Source organism: Pseudoalteromonas sp. SG44-17, assembly GCF_014164235.1.
In the GTDB taxonomy this organism is placed as follows: domain Bacteria; phylum Pseudomonadota; class Gammaproteobacteria; order Enterobacterales; family Alteromonadaceae; genus Pseudoalteromonas; species Pseudoalteromonas rhizosphaerae.
This window is the reverse complement of record NZ_JACJEV010000003.1, coordinates 142,355-160,455: the sequence shown is the minus strand read 5'-3', so window position 1 is coordinate 160,455 and position 18,101 is coordinate 142,355. Positions and strand designations below refer to the sequence as shown.

General features: G+C 37.3%; 14 protein-coding genes. 10 read left to right on the top strand and 4 right to left on the bottom strand.

Going from position 1 to position 18,101, the window contains the following annotated elements; genetic code table 11:
* Window positions 1–3: 3 nt before the first annotated feature.
* The 5 genes from H5182_RS03565 to H5182_RS03545 all read left to right on the top strand — a co-directional run bounded on the left by H5182_RS03565 (window position 4) and on the right by H5182_RS03545 (window position 6,573).
* Window positions 4–939 (top strand): viperin family antiviral radical SAM protein, encoded by a 936-nt coding sequence (locus H5182_RS03565; RefSeq protein ID WP_182759538.1) that lies wholly within the window; start codon window positions 4–6, stop codon window positions 937–939.
* On the top strand, window positions 939–1,292 hold the full coding sequence (locus H5182_RS03560; RefSeq protein ID WP_182759537.1) for a hypothetical protein: 354 nt from the start codon (window positions 939–941) through the stop codon (window positions 1,290–1,292). The genes H5182_RS03565 and H5182_RS03560 overlap by 1 nt, the downstream gene beginning before the upstream one ends.
* Before the next feature lie 774 nt (window positions 1,293–2,066).
* The gene (locus H5182_RS03555; RefSeq protein WP_182759536.1) at window positions 2,067–3,212 is read left to right on the top strand and encodes a hypothetical protein; all 1,146 of its coding nucleotides are present in this window, start codon (window positions 2,067–2,069) and stop codon (window positions 3,210–3,212) included.
* Window positions 3,209–5,476 (top strand): hypothetical protein, encoded by a 2,268-nt coding sequence (locus H5182_RS03550; protein WP_182759535.1) that lies wholly within the window; start codon window positions 3,209–3,211, stop codon window positions 5,474–5,476. The genes H5182_RS03555 and H5182_RS03550 overlap by 4 nt, the downstream gene beginning before the upstream one ends.
* Window positions 5,477–5,643: 167 nt before the next feature.
* Window positions 5,644–6,573 (top strand): transposase, encoded by a 930-nt coding sequence (locus tag H5182_RS03545; protein WP_182759534.1) that lies wholly within the window; start codon window positions 5,644–5,646, stop codon window positions 6,571–6,573.
* Window positions 6,574–6,852: 279 nt separating this feature from the next.
* On the opposite strand, the gene H5182_RS03540 is transcribed toward H5182_RS03545, so the two are convergent.
* A complete protein-coding gene (locus H5182_RS03540; RefSeq protein ID WP_182735732.1) occupies window positions 6,853–7,353 on the bottom strand; it encodes a hypothetical protein in 501 nt (166 codons plus the stop codon).
* Window positions 7,354–7,813: 460 nt separating this feature from the next.
* Here H5182_RS03540 and H5182_RS03535 point away from each other — a divergent pair, with 460 nt between their 5' ends.
* Entirely contained in the window at window positions 7,814–9,352 is a 1,539-nt protein-coding gene (locus H5182_RS03535) for an Ig-like domain-containing protein (RefSeq protein WP_182759533.1), read from the top strand.
* Window positions 9,353–9,621: 269 nt separating this feature from the next.
* On the opposite strand, the gene H5182_RS03530 is transcribed toward H5182_RS03535, so the two are convergent.
* Window positions 9,622–10,470 (bottom strand): chitodextrinase, encoded by an 849-nt coding sequence (locus H5182_RS03530; protein ID WP_182735730.1) that lies wholly within the window; start codon window positions 10,468–10,470, stop codon window positions 9,622–9,624.
* A gap of 676 nt (window positions 10,471–11,146) precedes the next feature.
* On the opposite strand from H5182_RS03530, the gene H5182_RS03525 reads away from it, so the two are divergent.
* Window positions 11,147–12,973: a GGDEF domain-containing protein gene (locus tag H5182_RS03525; protein ID WP_182759532.1), complete on the top strand. Its 1,827-nt coding sequence runs from the start codon at window positions 11,147–11,149 to the stop codon at window positions 12,971–12,973.
* Between the two features lie 217 nt (window positions 12,974–13,190).
* On the opposite strand, the gene H5182_RS03520 is transcribed toward H5182_RS03525, so the two are convergent.
* Window positions 13,191–13,571: a hypothetical protein gene (locus tag H5182_RS03520; RefSeq protein ID WP_182731117.1), complete on the bottom strand. Its 381-nt coding sequence runs from the start codon at window positions 13,569–13,571 to the stop codon at window positions 13,191–13,193.
* Between the two features lie 293 nt (window positions 13,572–13,864).
* Here H5182_RS03520 and H5182_RS03515 point away from each other — a divergent pair, with 293 nt between their 5' ends.
* Window positions 13,865–14,881, top strand: a complete 1,017-nt coding sequence (locus H5182_RS03515) for a metal-dependent hydrolase (protein WP_182757949.1) — start codon at window positions 13,865–13,867, stop codon at window positions 14,879–14,881.
* 251 nt (window positions 14,882–15,132) lie between these two features.
* Here H5182_RS03515 and H5182_RS03510 read toward each other — a convergent pair whose 3' ends face one another.
* Window positions 15,133–15,942, bottom strand: coding sequence for a DUF2306 domain-containing protein (locus H5182_RS03510; RefSeq protein ID WP_182735727.1), 810 nt, complete (start codon window positions 15,940–15,942; stop codon window positions 15,133–15,135).
* A 273-nt stretch (window positions 15,943–16,215) separates the two neighbouring features.
* Between H5182_RS03510 and H5182_RS03505 the strand changes: the two genes are divergently transcribed.
* Together H5182_RS03505 and H5182_RS03500 are read left to right on the top strand one after the other, a co-directional pair.
* Entirely contained in the window at window positions 16,216–17,295 is a 1,080-nt protein-coding gene (locus H5182_RS03505) for an AraC family transcriptional regulator (protein WP_259398231.1), read from the top strand.
* 116 nt (window positions 17,296–17,411) lie between these two features.
* On the top strand, window positions 17,412–18,050 hold the full coding sequence (locus H5182_RS03500; protein WP_182735726.1) for an ACP phosphodiesterase: 639 nt from the start codon (window positions 17,412–17,414) through the stop codon (window positions 18,048–18,050).
* Window positions 18,051–18,101: the final 51 nt, after the last annotated feature.

The following is an 18,101-nucleotide window of genomic DNA, read 5'->3' as shown; positions in this document are numbered from 1 at the left end:
AAAATGAAAAATGATACTACCAATAAACCTTACATAAATGAACTAGTAATTAATTGGCACATTACAGAGGCGTGCAATTACAACTGCACATATTGTTTTGCAAAGTGGGGGAAACCAAATGAGCTGCATCGGTCACTTGAGAGTATCGAAAAGTTGCTAGATGAACTGGCCTCTCACTTTATTAAAGGTAGCTCATCCTTTAAAGAAAAATTGGGTTATGAAAGTGTTCGTCTCAATATTGCTGGTGGAGAACCAATGATGCTAGGAAGTACATTTTCAATCGTATTAATGCTAGCAAAACAAAAGGGTTTCCAGACTTCAATTATTACGAACGGTAGCTATTTACTAAATGAAAAATTCGATATACCGAAAAATACGTTAGACATGGTGGGAATAAGTTTTGATAGTCAGGATTATGATATTAGGCAGAGAATTGGGCGTGTAGATAGAAAAGGTAATTCTTTAAGCTCCGACGAACTGAAGCTTGCATTATCAAAAATAGAAAAAACACAAAAAGGTATTAAAACCAAAATTAATACCGTAGTGAATCAGTATAATTGGCAAGAAGATTTCTCTAGCCTAATCTCAGAAATAAAGCCATATAAGTGGAAGGTATTGCATGTAATGCCATATGGTGATGATGATCTTCTTATCTCAAATGGGCAGTTTAATAGTTTCGTTGATAAACATCTTGGTCGTGACTTACCTGTTTATGCTGAGTCTAATTCAGCAATGACTGAGTCATACCTTATGATTGACCCGAAAGGTCGGTTTTACCAAAACTCATCAGGTGGTTCTGGTTATAAATATAGTGAATGCATTAATGACGTAGGGGCTGGCAAAGCGTTAGAACAAATTAACTTCAATCATGCTGTTTTCATTGCAAGGTACTTTCCCGTTGAAGGAATATCAATCGTTGAAAATGAAGGAGCGGCATAATGAAAAGCGATACTTGTTTTGGAAAGATGTCTGGTGAACCATTGAGTGTATATTTTGATGAAGAGGAGGCACAAAGCGCTGCTGAATATTCAAAAGAAATCTATAATAATGAGTTATCTCCTTATAAGTGTAATAAATGTGATTTTTGGCATTTATCACCTAAATTTAGGGTTACTCCTAGCGAAAAATGCCAAAGGTGTACTGCCGGGGATGGTAGTTATAAGGATACTTATCGAACAAAGAAAGAAGCGAATACCAGAGCAAATATTATATTTAATGAGCAAGGGATAAATTTAAGGGTTTATAAGTGCAAATATGGTGCTGGTTGGCACTTAACTAAAAGTCATTATTAGCTCTCCTGAATTCAGCGTTATTAGGTTGAAATTAATTAGAACTTATCTGCAAATATGAGTTTCAAACTTTATTGATTGCGTAACGGTCAAAAGTATAACTTTAAACGTTTTGTTTTAAATTTCAGGTTGTGATAAACCCCTTTAAAATCAGTGTTTTTAGTTTCAAACTTAATTCGAAAGTGACATCAAAGCTATAAAAGCCGTTGCAGCAATGCAACGGCTTTTTTATGCGTGTTGATTAACGTTAATTGTATAAGCGTAGATTGGATTGGGTGAAACGAAACCCAACAAATCACAAATATACTTATTCGCTAAAAAACCAAGAGTATGTGTTATTTATTGTAGGCGTTAAGCTTGCAGACGTGCGGGCGCAAGATCGAATAGATATTTGAGATTACTATTACAGATAAAATTAATACGTTTGGTTTTTTTAGAGAATAGAAACCTTATTCAAGGTTTTGTCGCGCTGACGACGGCAGCCAAAGAGGGGCTGTCGCTGACCCCTCTCTGGACTCTCCCAGCGCCACCTGAGCATCACGCTATTTCCTTCAAACCACAATTGATGAGAACGTAAACGCCATGAAAGCACATCCATGTGCAAGCATGGCTTTCATTTCATCCATGAATGAATTACTCAACAATTGCTTATTCTGAGGGTGTGATGACGTGATAGTGGTGTTAGACTGATATCGGTCTTGATAAAATTCACGGCTAAACCCTATGGATTGCTACCCACTGAAGCTATGGTAAAAAAGCATTGAATGGAGTGAATTGATGAAGGTACCATCAATAATTACAAATGATGAAATAGAACAGCTGTATGAAAAAATTGGCGATGATGTAATAAACCTTCCTCAGCAATTTAAAACGTTGCGTTTAGGTTTATTACCTCGAATTTGTCAGCTATTTATTACGGCACTTAAACACAACCCAAATAAAAAAGTTAAGTTTTTTCAATTTGAATCATCAAAAGAAAGTGCAGTCGCTGATTTACTAAGTTCGCCTCATTGTTTAACTTCGACGTTAATGTCTGATGAGGTGTATGAAAAAGATATTGTTTTAAATGAACAAAAAAATCCAGTAGAACTTAAATCTAGAATTAATGCTGATTTACAAGCTCGGTTAAATGAATCCATATATAGAACAGGGCAAAGAGTTCAACTATTTGCCGTTGATCACTCGATAAAAAAATACGCTTTTCCAAGTTGTTTTTATTCATCTGTAGGGAGCAACTCTTTAAAGCAAAGCGAGTTCTATACGAAATTGCTTGAGCGTATTGTTGAGCTTAGCCCAATAAAGTCTAATGTGACTGAACGTCAACTTAGTGATTTGGGACACGCTATTTATGAACTAATAGAAAACACAGAACAGCACGGAAAGCTAGAGATTAATACAGGTAAGGTGAGCAAATCAGTTAGAGGCCTGATCATTGATTACAAGCTTATTACCAAAGAACAACCTTCAGAAAGTATTGGCGGAGAGAACACTGCGATTACAGATTACTTAGAGGGCATTAGAACGGATGATAGAACTGTACATATGTTAGAGATATCAGTCTTTGACAGCGGAGAAGGAATTTTTAAAACCCTTCAATCAACGAATAATGAAAACGTTAGTGTTGAAGATGAAGTCGGTGTGGTTAAAAAGTCTTTTGCTAAAGGTATTACGTCCAAATCTGACTCTCGTGGAGTTGGGCGTGGTTTAAATAACGTGAAGAATGTATTGGCACAAAGACATGGTTTTATTTCATTTCGGACTGGCCGAATTGGCGTTTACCGTGACTTTAATTTGCAGCCTTTGAGAGAAGCTGAGTCAGAGCCTCTTTCGCTATTTGACGAAAACAACAAATCAGAAAACAACTTTTATAAGCTTGCTTCAGTTGAAGGTTTAGCTTGCAGTATCTTGGTGCCTCTACGATGAAAAACTTTTATTTTTACAAAACGGATCTTAGTTCAAATAAGCCCAATGTTATGGTTTGTTTTTATGCGGGAGGAGCATTCAATTTCGAAGCATTTTGCGATGAAATGGTAACTCAATTTAAATCATCAATTTTTACACGAGATATTGTTTTTATTGCACCTGAGTTTAATAAACTAGATGTTTCTAGTCAGTTGTTAAATGATGATGCTCAATCAATACTAAAAGAGAGAATCAATAGCTTTCAAGAATTAAATTTTCATACCTGCTTTATAAAGCGCGATGGTAGCTGTGATATATCTATTTTTAATGAAACCAAGCCGCCATTATCTAATGCCAATATTGAACGCTTGATAGAATTTGGTATGTATAACATTATTATTAGCCGTAATTTGATAATTGAAGCTCATTCAAATATTCACTTCATTAAGCCTTCCGGAAAGCATACAAATAAATTTATTGATGTAAAAAATTTACTGGAATCTTCAGCTGAAATTACCTTTATTGCTGTTAGTTTATTAAAAATGATACCTGCTAATATCAATAAAATTTATGTGGATACCTCTGGTATTTTTCCGCTAGCATATGAGTTAGGCAACATCATTAGAGCTTTTAAAAATACTACGGACACCATATTGATAGATTCTTTTGGGAGTTATGGTGGTATTGATGGATACGAATTTAGCTCAGATGCAAACACGCTAGTTTTAATTTCAGCTTCTACCAGCAATAACTTATTTGAAAAATTGAAGAAAAATATCTCATTAGAACAAGCTTCGCTGGTTTCGGTAATCATGACACAGGTTAATGATGGTGAACAAAAAGTTCTTGTGGAGTTTGAGCAATATAAAAATAAGTTCTGTAAATCTTACTTTCAACATTTTGAATCTTATGATGAAAATGAATGCCCGATGTGTTTAAAGGAGCATTCTATTCCTATTGCACTTAATAAAAGTCGATTTGTCTTTGAAGCACCACATACAGAGAGTTATTTACCTTTGGCTGTTGATTCAGACAAAGATCTACGGGAGCTTATTCATCAATATAAAGACCTTGATGCATTTAGGTGTCTATATGATGGTGTAAACGGTACCAAAACACCTACGCCAGAATATTTTATCGACGTTAGTAAGGTTATTGAACAAGATAAATTTAAGGCAAAAGTTAAAAATAATATCCATCGTTTCTTTCCCTTAAACACTGATTGCGTAATCCATTGTAAAGATGAAGGTGCAAAAGAGTTAGCAGAGCTTATTAAAAGCAATGTATCAGAGTTACATTTAGACGTTAATGTTTACGATGGTGAAATCCCAGAAACAGTAACTCCAAGCAAAGGCATTGTGGTTGTAGCTGGTTCGTTAGAGTCAGGAAAATCTCTACTTAACATTAGTAGGGCTCTGCGTAAATATAATGAGTTACCTATTACTTATATTGTCGGATTCGCAAAATATAATAGTGAACCTGAGTTTAAAAAACTTCAAATGGACTTAAAGTTTTCTGAAGGTCCATGTGGTTTTCACCAGTTTCATGTTATTGAAAAGATGCTTTTACCAATAAATGAACATAAAGAAAATAGCTGGGAAAAAGAACTAGAGCTTTTGAAGCTGCTTAAAGCCAAACATTCGAGCGATGGGAATTTATTGAGTGAGCTTAATGCAAGGGACAAGCTATTAAGAAGTGCTGCATCTTTTCATAATCAAGGGTTAGGAGAAGAGCTATTTCTTAAGTCGCCTCAAAATCAACCACTAGTGTTGGGGCCGACATTTGCTTTTTGGAATAAAGGTGACAATGACCACTACTTTAAACACCAGGCCACAGTATATTTCACTATATCTTCTGTTTTGCAACGGTTAAGAACTGTAGCAAAAGATAGTGGAGCAGTTCCATTAGGTAAGGGGTACATAATTCGACAACTTGATCCTTTACTATTTGATAGGTTCAATGAAGGGATTATCCAAGCAAGTATTCTAAGGACTGCAAAATCAAGAGAGCTTGATTATAGTGCAGCAGATGATAAGAGTAGAATTGTTGGCTCTTTGATTGAAAGGATGCTCAAATTACCGGAAGCTGAGGAATCTAAAGGGCTACCTGAAATATTGCTTGCGTTGTGTACAAAAAAGTTACAAGTTAAAAAAGATCATTTGACTGGCTTTGATACTCATCAGGTTGATAAAGATCTGCACCCAATGACTTGGATTCTAGCTGAGCATGCGAGGCAGATACTATTTAATCAAGCTAATGAATCAGAAAAACCTATACCCATGTAAGGATGAGGTGAAAACCAAAGGGATCACTCATTAGTAAGTTCCAGTCAAGAAGACAGCTTTATTTACTTGATCTTTTATTCAAAAACCAAGAAACGAAAGGGGTCAAATCTTGACTTCAGACATCAAAGGTTTAGATTTATAGTTTACTACTCATTGAGTGAATTACTATGTCTAGGCCGCTGCGAATAGAGTATGAAAATGCGTTTTATCATGTAATGAATCGTGGAAGAGGGCGCGAAAATATCTTTTTAAATGATAACGACTTTGAGTATTTTTTACATTGCATTGAGCAAGCAAGCCTTCGCTTTAATATTGAAGTGCATTCATATTGTTTAATGGCCAATCATTACCACCTGCTAATCAAAACCCCAGATGCAAATTTAGGTCGAGCCATGAAGCATATTAATGGCCTTTATACTCAATACTTTAATAGAGCGCATAATACAGATGGTGCGCTGTTTAGGGGGCGGTACAAAGCTGTGCTTGTGGATGCTGATAACTACTTATTGCATGTTAGTCGATATATTCATCGTAACCCAATTGAAACGAGTACACCGTTGGTAGAAGAACTTGTTAAATATAAGTGGTCTAGCTATTCAACCTTCATTAGAAGGGTAGCGACGCCTAAATGGCTCGTTCGAGATTTTATATTTTCGCTGCAAAGCAAAAAGCGTAAATATGCTGCTTATAAACAGTTTGTTGAATTTGAAAATAATAAAGAAATAAGCGCTTTTTATAGTGCTAAAAAGTTATTGTCGGTTTTGGGTTGTGAGGACTTTATTGAAAACATAAAAGACTATATTGCCAAGTCAGATAGCGAAAGAAAGCTTGTAGCAAAAAAGCACTCAGCAGATGATGTAATTGCTTACTTAGTTCAACATTTTAATGTTGAAGTTGATGAGATTATAACGGTTAAAAAGGGGCGAAAAGAGAAAAACTTACCACGTTGGTTTGCTATTAAATTATGGCAAGACTTATCGGGGTTAAATTTGCAGGTATTAGCAGATATTTATAATGTTCAGCATTATTCTGCAATATCTAAAACGGTGGGTAGGTTGAATACATTAATGGTTGAAGATAAAAAGGTTAAATTATAATATGAAAAACTTCGAGATTGTTTGATGTCTGAAGTCAAGATTTGACCCCTTTGGGTTTCCTTGTGGGTTTCCTTGGGTTTATTCGGCGATATCGAAAGCTGTCGGTAGGTTGAATACATTAATGGTTGAAGATAAAAAGGTTAAATTACAATACGAAAAACTTCGAGATGGTTTGATATCTGAAGTTAAGATTTGACTCTTCGTCATTTCGTTCATTCTAAATCTTTAATATAAATAAAAAACCTACCGCTCGATAGGTTTCAAAAAGGAGATTTAAAATTAGCTATCTTCGATAACAATAGTACAGGCTGCAGGACTTTCACCAGTCATACTTATCACTGCCGTATAACCGTTATGACTCTCATCGTAAATGCCATCATCAGAGTAGTGCTTTTTTGTTTTATCAGCCGCTTTATATGCATCTTTAGAGCTACTATAAGGAGTTCTACTATGCTGTACTTTAAAGTAATTCTCTTTATTTGCTGGTGTTGCGGACATAATTGCCCAACCTGATTGATTATCAGAAATTTCAATGCTTATAGTAATATTTGAACCAGCACCTTTAGCATGAACTCCTGCTTCCCAAAGATCTCCCGGGCTAATTTTGTTGCCACCATCAACATCTCGTAAACTACCATGATCAATATAATAATCTACACTTATTGTTGATTTTGTTGCATTCCTTACACCCACAGCCAAATCGTTACGATCTTTATTGCTACCAAAAACACTAGAAATCAGCTGATTAACATCAATATTAAAATTAGTATCGGTACTCATAATTTATTTCTCCATTGTTAATAACTATTTCATGATTAAACAACATAAAATGTGTTGTTTATAAAATGTTAGGTTGTTTGATCTGGGATATCTATTACACATTATTACACCAAATACTTAATTGGCTATAATTAGGGTGTGTAGATTAAAAAACACAAGTACAAAGATTCGTCAGGGTCACCCACTAGAAATTTCCGGTCAAGCAGGCAGCTGTGTTTTCTTGATCTTTTTATTCAAAAAACCAAGAAACCCAAGGAGTCACCCATTTGGTTTTCGTGATTTTTGCAGTTTTTTTATACATTTATTTACAATGAATTGACATGAATTCTTGTACCTAAAAAAACTTTAGTATTTAATGAAGTTCTATCCTTTTGTTGCTCATTGCTCGTCAATGGTATGGCAAAGATGAGGAACGGAAGGCCCATTAGATTACTTTTCACATCGGAAGTGGTTTTATATTATGAAGATCAAAATTTTAAGTTTAGCTATATCGGCTGTATTGTTAACCGGCTGTGGGGGTTCTGATAAAAAAAGCACACCGACCGAAGTCCAAAGTGTGTTTGAGATCCAGCCATTAATGACGGTTACGGGCAAGGAAGATAGCCCATCAGCTATAGTCATTAATGCCAATAAAGTCCCTGATGGCGCTGAGGCCATAGTTTTAGAATTAGTAGATCAACCTACGCTTGGTGAAATAGCGGGCACATACCCAAATTTAAGCTATGTGCCGGTGGCAGACCAATTTGGTGACGATACCTTTAGCTTTAAACTAAAAAAAGGCACTAAAGAAAGTAGTACGGTAAAAGTTAATATTACCCTTGCGGCTGTTAACGATGCGCCAGTAATTACAGGAACTCCAGCTGCTGCTGTGCAAGCGAATGAAACGTATCATTTTGCTTCCGCTGCTTCAGATATTGATTCGCAGCAATTGAGTTTTAGTATTGACAATAAACCTGATTGGGCGACGTTTGATACCGTAACGGGAGTATTAAGTGGTATGCCTTCAAATCAGCATGCAGGTACAACCAGTGGTATTGTTATTCGTGTCTCAGATGGTGAATTTGAAGCTGCTTTACCTGCATTTGATATTGAAGTGATTGCAGTATCTTGGGCTAAACTCGGTGATTTACCGGGTTTTGAAGGTGCGCATTTAAATGTCCAGTCAACCAGTGATGATCTGTATGCAGTGACACATAACTTTGCGATTGCTGCTGCTTCTATATGTGCAAGTGCCGAACCGAGCGCTCCGAGGTTGTCACATTGGGATATTGCACAAAATAGCTGGCAAAAACTGAGCTCACCGCAATCGAGTCGTTATTATTATCAATCAGAGCTTGTTGATAAAAAGCTTTATCTCTTTGGTGGCACCGAGGCATGTTCAAGTGAGGCAAATGCACAAGCTAATATGGAAGTGTATGATACACAAGAAAAAACCTGGCAGGCGTTTGCAGCACCGATCTTTGCGCCGTTTATTAATCCACTACAAGCGAGTTGTTCATTTAATGGTGAGGTCATTGCGTTTTCTAAAAATGGTCAACAGCAACGCCTTAATCGTTTAAATACAGTGGACAACAGCTGGCAAGCAACAGAATTACCTGAGAGTTTGAATGAAATACAGCATTGTTTTAGCAAAGGTGATGCGCTTTTTGTTATCCAACGTCAATACGAGCAATTACTGTTAAGTCAATTTGATGTTGCAACACAAAGTGTTTTAAATTCAGAGTTAATTCCTGATTTTGCAGCCGGTGTTTATTATGACACTACACTTACAGGTAATACGTTATACCTGTTAAGTGCAAAAAACTTTGTGCAATTTGATTTTGATTTAATGCAATGGAAAACGCTTACCGCTAATCCGTTTGCGGTTGAGGTGCAAGATACGACTAGCTATTATTTACGTGATTTTAAAACGGTTGCCTATGGTAATACTCTGCTGTCGGTTGGTGGCGCTTATACCAATTATTATGGTAAAGCCATATATCAATATATCCCGCAATAATTTATATCCATAAAACTGATTTAAAGGGCTCACAGAGCCCTTTTTTATTGCTGATTTGCCTTATTAATTAAAAATTAAGCGTCTAGCGATGTAGAGCAAAGTGGTCACCCATTAGAAAGTTCCGGTCAAGCAGGCAGCTGTGCTTGAACTTTTAATTCAAAAAACCAAGTATTCTTATTTTTTAAACTCAATTTTATTGACCACTACATACGCACCTAGTAATGACGGCAAACCATGAGGCTCTCTCAGGACCTGAGCCTAAGTATTTCTTACAACTTAAGGATTTTGCAGTCTCTATCAGCGCCGTAATGAAAGTCGTCATCCCAAGCAATATAGTCACTAATTTTATTTTGGCTTTTCCGGTTAGCGTAAGCTCTATCTATCGTATTAAAGTATAAAACTTCGGGTTCTTTAAAGTGTGGGTGTGAATTTTGTAAATATCGAACACAGTAGCTTATGTTGATCATATCCAAAATAATCTGCTTACCAATCTCAGCATCTAAATTTGGTATGCGCCCTTGCTCAATATCAATAACCAGTTGTAATGTTGAAGCTGCACCTAAACTAAAGGTGATGAGCTGTGGAGAATCAAACTTTTCATACACATAGCGCTCATAATCGTCGCGGATACCGTTGTCATTTTGATCAACACCGTCCAGCGTTTTATAGTCGTCAGGGTGTTCAAGCGGTAAATCTGGGGTTAGATAAAATAAATCTTTAATTTTTTGCCAACTACTGTGGGGGGCGGGTTCGTTATTCTCATTCCAGTAGCGGGCAAGGTAGTAGTCGGGTCCGTGTTTTACAAGGCTGCCGGCTTGATACACTTTGTTTGTTTGCCACTTTTCTATCACGGTATTTTGCAGCCAAATCCAACCATCCCAATGGGGTTTATTTTCTATTGGTTCGACGCCCTTTACCCAAAAAGCGGCGATAAATAAACTATCGTTATGAGTGACGACATCACCGACTACATAGACAGAGTCGGCATTCCATGGTTGATGGTTGGGTTGAGTATCGGTTAAATTTATATTGTTAGCTTCAGAGTTAAGCTGAAAAATATTTGTCGCGTAAGCGTGCAAACAAAAAAGTAAACTAACGATGATTATTAATTTAGCCATTGCAAATTCCTTTTAATTGGAGTTCCATTACTTCTTCAAATTAAGTTTACTTATTAGGTAAATGCAAGTCTAAAGGGTTGAGTATTTTAAAATAATTACTGAATTTGTAGGTTGGGAATAGTTTAACGAACCCCAGTGGATTTTGATTTCACTTATAGATCTAGCTTTAGAGCGAGAAAATGAATGTCACCACGGAGAACACATAGGTGCATCGCGCCATGGCCTCTCGTTTAAAGCTGTACTTTTTACTTCTGGTAAAGTCATTACCTTCATGGGTTTAGGTATTTAGAGTTTGTCGCGAACAAAACCCTTCTTGAAAAGAATTACTCATCTATTGCTTATTTCAGGACGAGATAACGGGATAATAGTGTTAAATGTATGACTGTAGTTTTGTCATGGCACAACACCTTCCGTATTTTTACATGCGAATGGGTAATAATGTACTAATCATTCAGTAAACAGCGACCAACTAGTTAGCTGAAATAACCATATATAAGTAATGATTAATAAAGGTGCCGTTGAGGTAAATGGTTATTCGAAGGACTGGTTGATTAAATTTGTTATTTCAATCTGTTATCAAATTCAATTTAGTGCAATAATCGTTTGGATTTTAATGGCGATAACAAAAATAATAAATATCGCGCTGTGGACCAAGGGATTGTAGAGTATGTACAGGATGTTGTTACTTTTTTTCTTTTCAACCAGTCTTTTTGCCAGTGATGTAAAAAACAGTATCGATCGCGTTTATCAAGGGTATACCACCACGCCTGAATCTATGGCTTTATTAGCTTCCCTTGAAGCTGGTATGCCATACAGTGATAACTTAGACGATGCTAGGGTTATGGCGTTTAAGTGCCTTTTTCTTGATACCGATACGCTAGATAAGCGCCAAGCATTTAAAGTGTTTTTAGCTGAGGCTAAGCAGGTTACAAGCTCTTCAGGGGATGCAGTGCTTTCGCAAGATCTTAGTGTCTGTGAGGCCTTCCACCTTTATAGCCAAGGTTTATATGAACGCGCAAAAATGATTTTGCAGCCAATCGCTGAAGTTGCTTTAAATCCCGAGCTTGATGATAAATCACAAACCTCTGCTATTGGTTTTGCTAATTTTGTCTTGAACCGCGTTTATTTAGCGAAAGGCCAATATAAGTTGGCTTTCGATACTGCACAAAAATCTTACCAAGCTTACGAACTGGCTGAAAACTATTACGAACGAGCTTTAACTCTTAGAGAAATAGCAGCTATACATTTAGCTCTTTTTAACTATGATTTAGCGATTGAACAGTTACTTCGTGCAAAGTCTGAGTTAGCAACATTTAATGTGCAAGAACATTATAAAGTGACTGACGAAATTGCTTACGTGTATGAACTAAAGGGTGAAGTTAGCAAAGCTCTTGAGCTATATTTATCGATCTTTGCTGCGGTGCGTCAATATGAAAATGATGATGGTTTTGGGTACTTGGTAATAAAAGTTGCCCAGCTTTATACTCAGTTGAATGAGTTTGAAAAAGCACAGCAATATTTTAGTCAAGTACAAACGCTTGATATTACGAGTGATTGGATAAAGCAATTGCATACAATGGCACTTGCTCAGTGGTTTTTAGCAACAGATCAGATATCCAATGCAGTACGTGAAAATAATGTGCTAGCTCAATTAGACCAACAAAATTGGCCTGCAAGTTTTACAGAGCGATATTTGCAGTTTTATGCTGCTTTAGCTATGCGACAAGGTGATTACCAAACACAAGCAGCTGTACAAAAGCAGTTGCTAACAATTGCAAATACCCAAGTGAATAATGTGGCTGATAGGGCGTTACTTTCTGAACGGTTAATGTTTAATTTAAATCAGCAAAACCGAGAAATAGCTCGGCTCGAAGAAGTTGCTGATATTAAAGAAAAGTTACTGGCTGTAGCTGTAGATAAGGCGTTTTGGCAGCGACTGACTTTAGCCTTTGCTTGTGTGATGCTTTTAATGTTGGCTGTGTATGCCTATAAGCAAGTTCAACATAAGCAACATTATAAAGTATTGGCATTAAAAGATGAGTTAACCGGTGTTGCCAATCGCCGGGCTATTTTAGACATGAAGAAAAGGGCAATTAGTAAGAGCAAAAGTACAGGCACTGCTAACTCACTTATATCGATTGATATTGATCACTTTAAAGCGGTTAATGATCAGTACGGACACGATATTGGTGACGAACTGATAAAGTCAGTGGTTAATACACTTTCACAAGGAGTACGCTCGTCAGATAACGTTGGTCGGGTTGGCGGAGAAGAGTTTTTAATTGTACTTGAGCAACAATCACTGCAACATGCTTTAGAAGTCGCAGAAAGAATTAGAAGCTCTATTGAGCAACAAACTCATACAGCAAAAAACATTAAGGCTACGGTGAGTATGGGAGTTGTGGAAGTTGCACCAGATGAAACGCCTGAACAAGCTGCAAAACGTGCTGATATTAATTTATATGCAGCAAAAAGAAGTGGTAGAAATACTATTACTGCCTAAGGCTTTATTTAGGGCAATAACCGTATTAATTTTTAACGTTAGGCAACATCCAATCAGCTAAACCCTAAGGACGCCCATATTTCAAAACAGCATGGTCATTGAGCTTTTCCCCTCGATGTAGCGCAGTGACTCTTACCCTTTCTGTGCAAATTAAAACACTCACAAACGACACAACTACCATACTGCAAATCACTCCAGCACCTAAAACCTAGGTCCTTTATTCAGCTTGCGCTGCTGTCCCAAGTAAAGCATCAATGTAGGAGAGTTCTTCGCTAAAAATACCACTAAAAAATGCACTTTGTTCTAGTATTACGCTGTCATTAGGCTGGGTTTTGTAGTCTTGTTGGCATCTGGCAAGTTCGCTCGATAACCATTGGCATTCATTACTTGCTATGCTGATTGCTGTTTTGAAAAAAGATGACCATTTTATTTTTTGTAAATTAAAGCGGTAAAGTGTGACGGCGATATGGCTATATATTTGCTGCTCAGCAGAGGGCGTGTTATCACTATTTATTGTGTAACCATTTAGCAGCTTGCTCTTGATAAGCGCTTGTTGCAGTGCGACTTGTTGTGGTTTACTTAGAAAATTCGTGGTCATAATGTGATGGGGGCCTCTATAAGCTAGTTACAATTAAATTGAGCAATAGGTTAAGCAAAACGTTTTATGGTTCATGCAGTACCGAAAAAACATGCTAATAGTGATAACAAAATAGGGCTGACTGGTTACTGAATTAACAAAATACAATTGTAATTGAACAGGTAAACTTGGCTTGTTGTTAAGTTGCTGGTTTAGCTTTGCTAATTTTTTAAGTTAAATACTTATAGCGATCGACTGTCGTGATAAGGCCGTATCATATGGTCAGTACTTACATAGTTATAAAGGGGGTTTCATTGGATTCACTGACACAAGTTGTACTTGGTAGCGCAGTTGCTTATTCAGTCTTAGGCAATAAGCTTGGCCGAAAATCGCTATTGGTCGGCGCGGGGTTTGGCACGTTACCTGATTTAGATGTGCTAATTAATTTTGGTGGCGATGTCGAAAACTTTGTCTATCACCGCAGTTTTAGTCATTCTTTGCTTATACAGCTGCTAGTGAGCCCTTTGTTTGCGTGGCTTTTACTTAAAATGAATTGGGCTAAGGGTGTGTCCCTGACGCGTTGGTCGGTTGCCATGTTTTTAATTTTGAGTACCCATTCATTGCTCGATAGTTTTACCGTCTATGGTACACAGTTGCTGTGGCCACTGACGACTTACCCCTTTGGTATATCGAGCATATTTATTATTGATCCTGCGTATACTTTGCCATTGTTGCTCTCTTGTATAGTGCTTTTATTTGTAAGCATGCGCCCTTATGCACAGCGTATTATTACTAGTGCATTAATTATCAGTTCGCTATATTTAACGTGGGGTTTAGCGGCTAAATGGCACATTAATGATAAGGTTTATAAGGCGTTGAATACGCAAAATATCACATTTACAGACTTTGAAAGTACGCCAACTCCTTTTAATACTTTGCTGTGGCGGGCGGTAGTCGTTACTGAGCAGGGCCATTATGAGGTTTATACGTCGGTGTTTGATGATGTTGAAAACGTTGATATGCAATTTTACCCAACCGAAAATGCGCTGCTAACACAGCTTAAAGATGCCAAACAGATCAAGCTACTGCAAGCATTTACTAAAGGCCTTTATGGTGTTTATCAACAAGATGAGCAAGTAATTATGAGTGATTTAAGAATGGGTCTTGAAGGTTATTATGTATTTTCATTTGTGGTTGCACAGCAAAAAGATCAGCAGTTGATCCCTGGCCCTTATCAACAACTCAGCAATCGATTTCCACTAGAGAAGCTTGGACTCATTTTTGCCCGCATTACTAACCCAAATGTTAATTTAGAAACTACCGAAAAATAGCCTACATCTCCCTGAAATAGACGGTTGCTTAGGCCTTAAATTTTTAAAGGCAAGATGAGGAAAACCGTTTTAGCAAGGCGCCATTCAGCAATACACGATAACTAAGTAAGAGCACTCTGTTCTACTTGAGCAATAAAAAGTTACCAAGGCGAAGCTCACTTCATTGATATAAATAAAGCTGGGTTGTTGACCGACCCAGCTGCGTTATATTTTCACTCTGCAGGTATTACTGCTAACTAATTATGTGGCTATTAGCCAATTATCGCCGGGTACCAATTTGCTAACACTACACCAAATAAGCCTACTAAAAATACAAAGGATATCAACACCATCAAGCCTGCTGTGACGGTTGTTATCACTTTATTCGTTGTTCTACCTGCGTACCTTACTAGCTCAGCTATGAGCAGCGGCATCACATAAGAACATATGCTAATAGTTAATACCGTTGGGCCTGTGAACGTTGCGGTATCAATTCCAAGTGAGCCGAATGTTAAAAACCAGGCAAAAATCATCAGCCTAAAAAATAACACACCATTTGCTGCAAGGTATAAACGGATCGCCCATATTTGATGAGTATTGATATTACGCCCTCTGGCGGCTTGTACTGCTAATATACTCGATAAAATGACCACGCAACCAGCAAATATAGTAAGGCTATGCATTAATGTGTTACCCACTGTTCCTCTAACAATAATGAGATACATGCCAGCCATTGAGATAGTACATGCTAACAAAACGAATACGCGTCCGTTGTAGCGGTGGAATTTGTTATACTTCGTTCTTAATGCGGGTATTAGCTGTAAACTACCGCCAATTATCATCACTATGGCCAGTAACACATGCGTCGCATACAGTATATTACCGGTGGGGTCACTCGCAGCATATGCTGTATTGTTAAGACGACTCCACCCTGACAAACCTGTGGTGACACTGGTCAGGCCATATCCCAATATAAGGTAAGTTACAAAGCAGCCTTGTGCTATGAGCAAGCAAATAAACCACAATTTTTTACTGTTATCGAGGAGCTTTTTGGGGGTTATTTTCATTTTTTGCATCAACATATATTTTTCCATCAAACCTTTCAATAACCCAAATATAAAGACTTACATGGCAAATGCTTATCAAATTCGAAACTTGAGCAACGATATATTGATAATTTTTGCGCTTTAGCTAATTAGTTATAGACACATTCTCTAACAAAGTCTTTTTGCTAATATGAGCGTTACTTTGTACTATGTGATTTAGACAACGTTGTTGGTTTAAACGTCACTTTAAGAGCACGCTATTATGCAAAATTATTCCCCTTATTATCTTCTTCTTTTTGTTTGGGGTTAATGTTTTTAAATGCGTTGAAAAAAGATAAGCAGCTGGTTCATTATTTATTTGTGATATTTTGTGGCTCGCTTTGTATGGTGGCAGCACAAAAGCTCAGTGCGCAAAGTGTTGGCGCGTATCAATATCTAATTGGGTTGTTTACTTGCGCAACATGTAATGTTTCATGGCTGATTGCAAGAACGTTATTTCGTGAGCACTCGCCAATTTCCCGCAGGCATGTGGCTTTTGCAGTAACCATTGCTGGCTTGATCATGTTTAATCAAACATGGCATTACTTAGTGAGCCTTGATCCTCAGCCTTTACCTACTAGCGATATAATGTGGCGCTTAAAGCAAGGGGTGAATGAGGTCACCATATTGCTTTCATCAAGTATCCTTGCGCTGTCTTTTTGGGAAGCGATAAGGGGCTACAGCGGTAAAACACAATCACAACAACTGCAATCAATACTCTTTGCTAGTGCATTCTTTTTAGCTGTGTTTAATGCCAGCATTCTGCCAAAGTTCATATTTAGTGCGGCTGAAATTGAGCTTTACAATCCCATAATTATTACTTCATCTGCGCTTTTAATTGTATTAGCGATGCAAGCAGTCATGGCCCTTCAAGCAAGAGTGAAAAATGACCGAGCGCTAAAGCAAGAAGATGATATTGGCACTATTAACAATGACACGAGTCATCTAAATGAAAGCGGCAATCAAGATGTAGAGCCTGAATTGATAGTTAGCATTACAAAGCTTATCAATGAGCAGCAGCTTTACTTACAAGCCAGCCTCAAAATTTCAGATTTTGCACAAGCGCTAACGGTGCCTGAGTACAAAGTTAGCCGAGCCATTCGCTATCACTATAAAGTAGCTAACTTTAATTTATTTATTAACCAATACCGCGTTAAGTATGCAAAAAAGTTATTGATATGCGATCAGGCCAAAGAGTGGAGTATTTTAAGCATAGCACTTGAGAGTGGCTTTTCTTCTCTTGCGACTTTTAACCGGGTGTTTAAAAGTATTGTGGGTGACATTCCTAATGAATATCGAAAACAAAACGGTGACTACTATAATGAAGGTATACGGGAGCTTGTTGATTAGCGAGTTATAGGTTTGTTTTTATAGTTAATCAAGAATATTAGATAGCTATAGTGAATGAGTAATTTAGTCAAACTTAGAGTATTATCTGCATTGTAATAACAATAACCGAGAACAGTGTGAACTACTTAGCTCATCTTTATTTGGCGCAGCCTACAGCAGATTCACACTTTGGCAACTTGCTTGGTGATTTTGGCGGTAATAGGCATGTAGAGCAATTGCCAATCACGGTAAAAAATGCACTAGAGAACCACTATTTAGTCGACAAATTTACAGATGCTCACCCTCTAGTAAAGGAAGCTAAACAATATTTTTCGTCTCAGCGTAAGCGCTTTGCGGCTGTAGCTATTGATGTAGTGTTCGATCATTTTTTAATTCAGCATTGGCAACGATTTAACGACCAACCTCTAAGTGACTTTAAGCAAGCCAGCTATCAGCTTTTGAATAACCGTATTGCAGTTATGCCGCCAAGAATGCAAAGTGTTGTAAAACATATGACGCAGAATGATTGGTTTAAAGAATACGAAACCGTCGAAGGGGTCGGGGTTGCACTTGATAATATTGCCAAGCGCATTCGCTTTACTAATTCTTTTTCTGACGCTGCTGCGGATATAGCCCTTCATTACACTGAATTAGATGCCATATTCTTAGCGTTTTTCCCGGAATTGATTAAGTATGTAAATCAACGAGATATTGAAGGAGCTCACGATGCTAGTGTGGAAACTTTTAAATGTAGGTCAGGCTTTAGCTTAAAATGATGCGATATTGATAATTAGCTTTTGATGGAATAAATTCTGACCCAAAAAGGC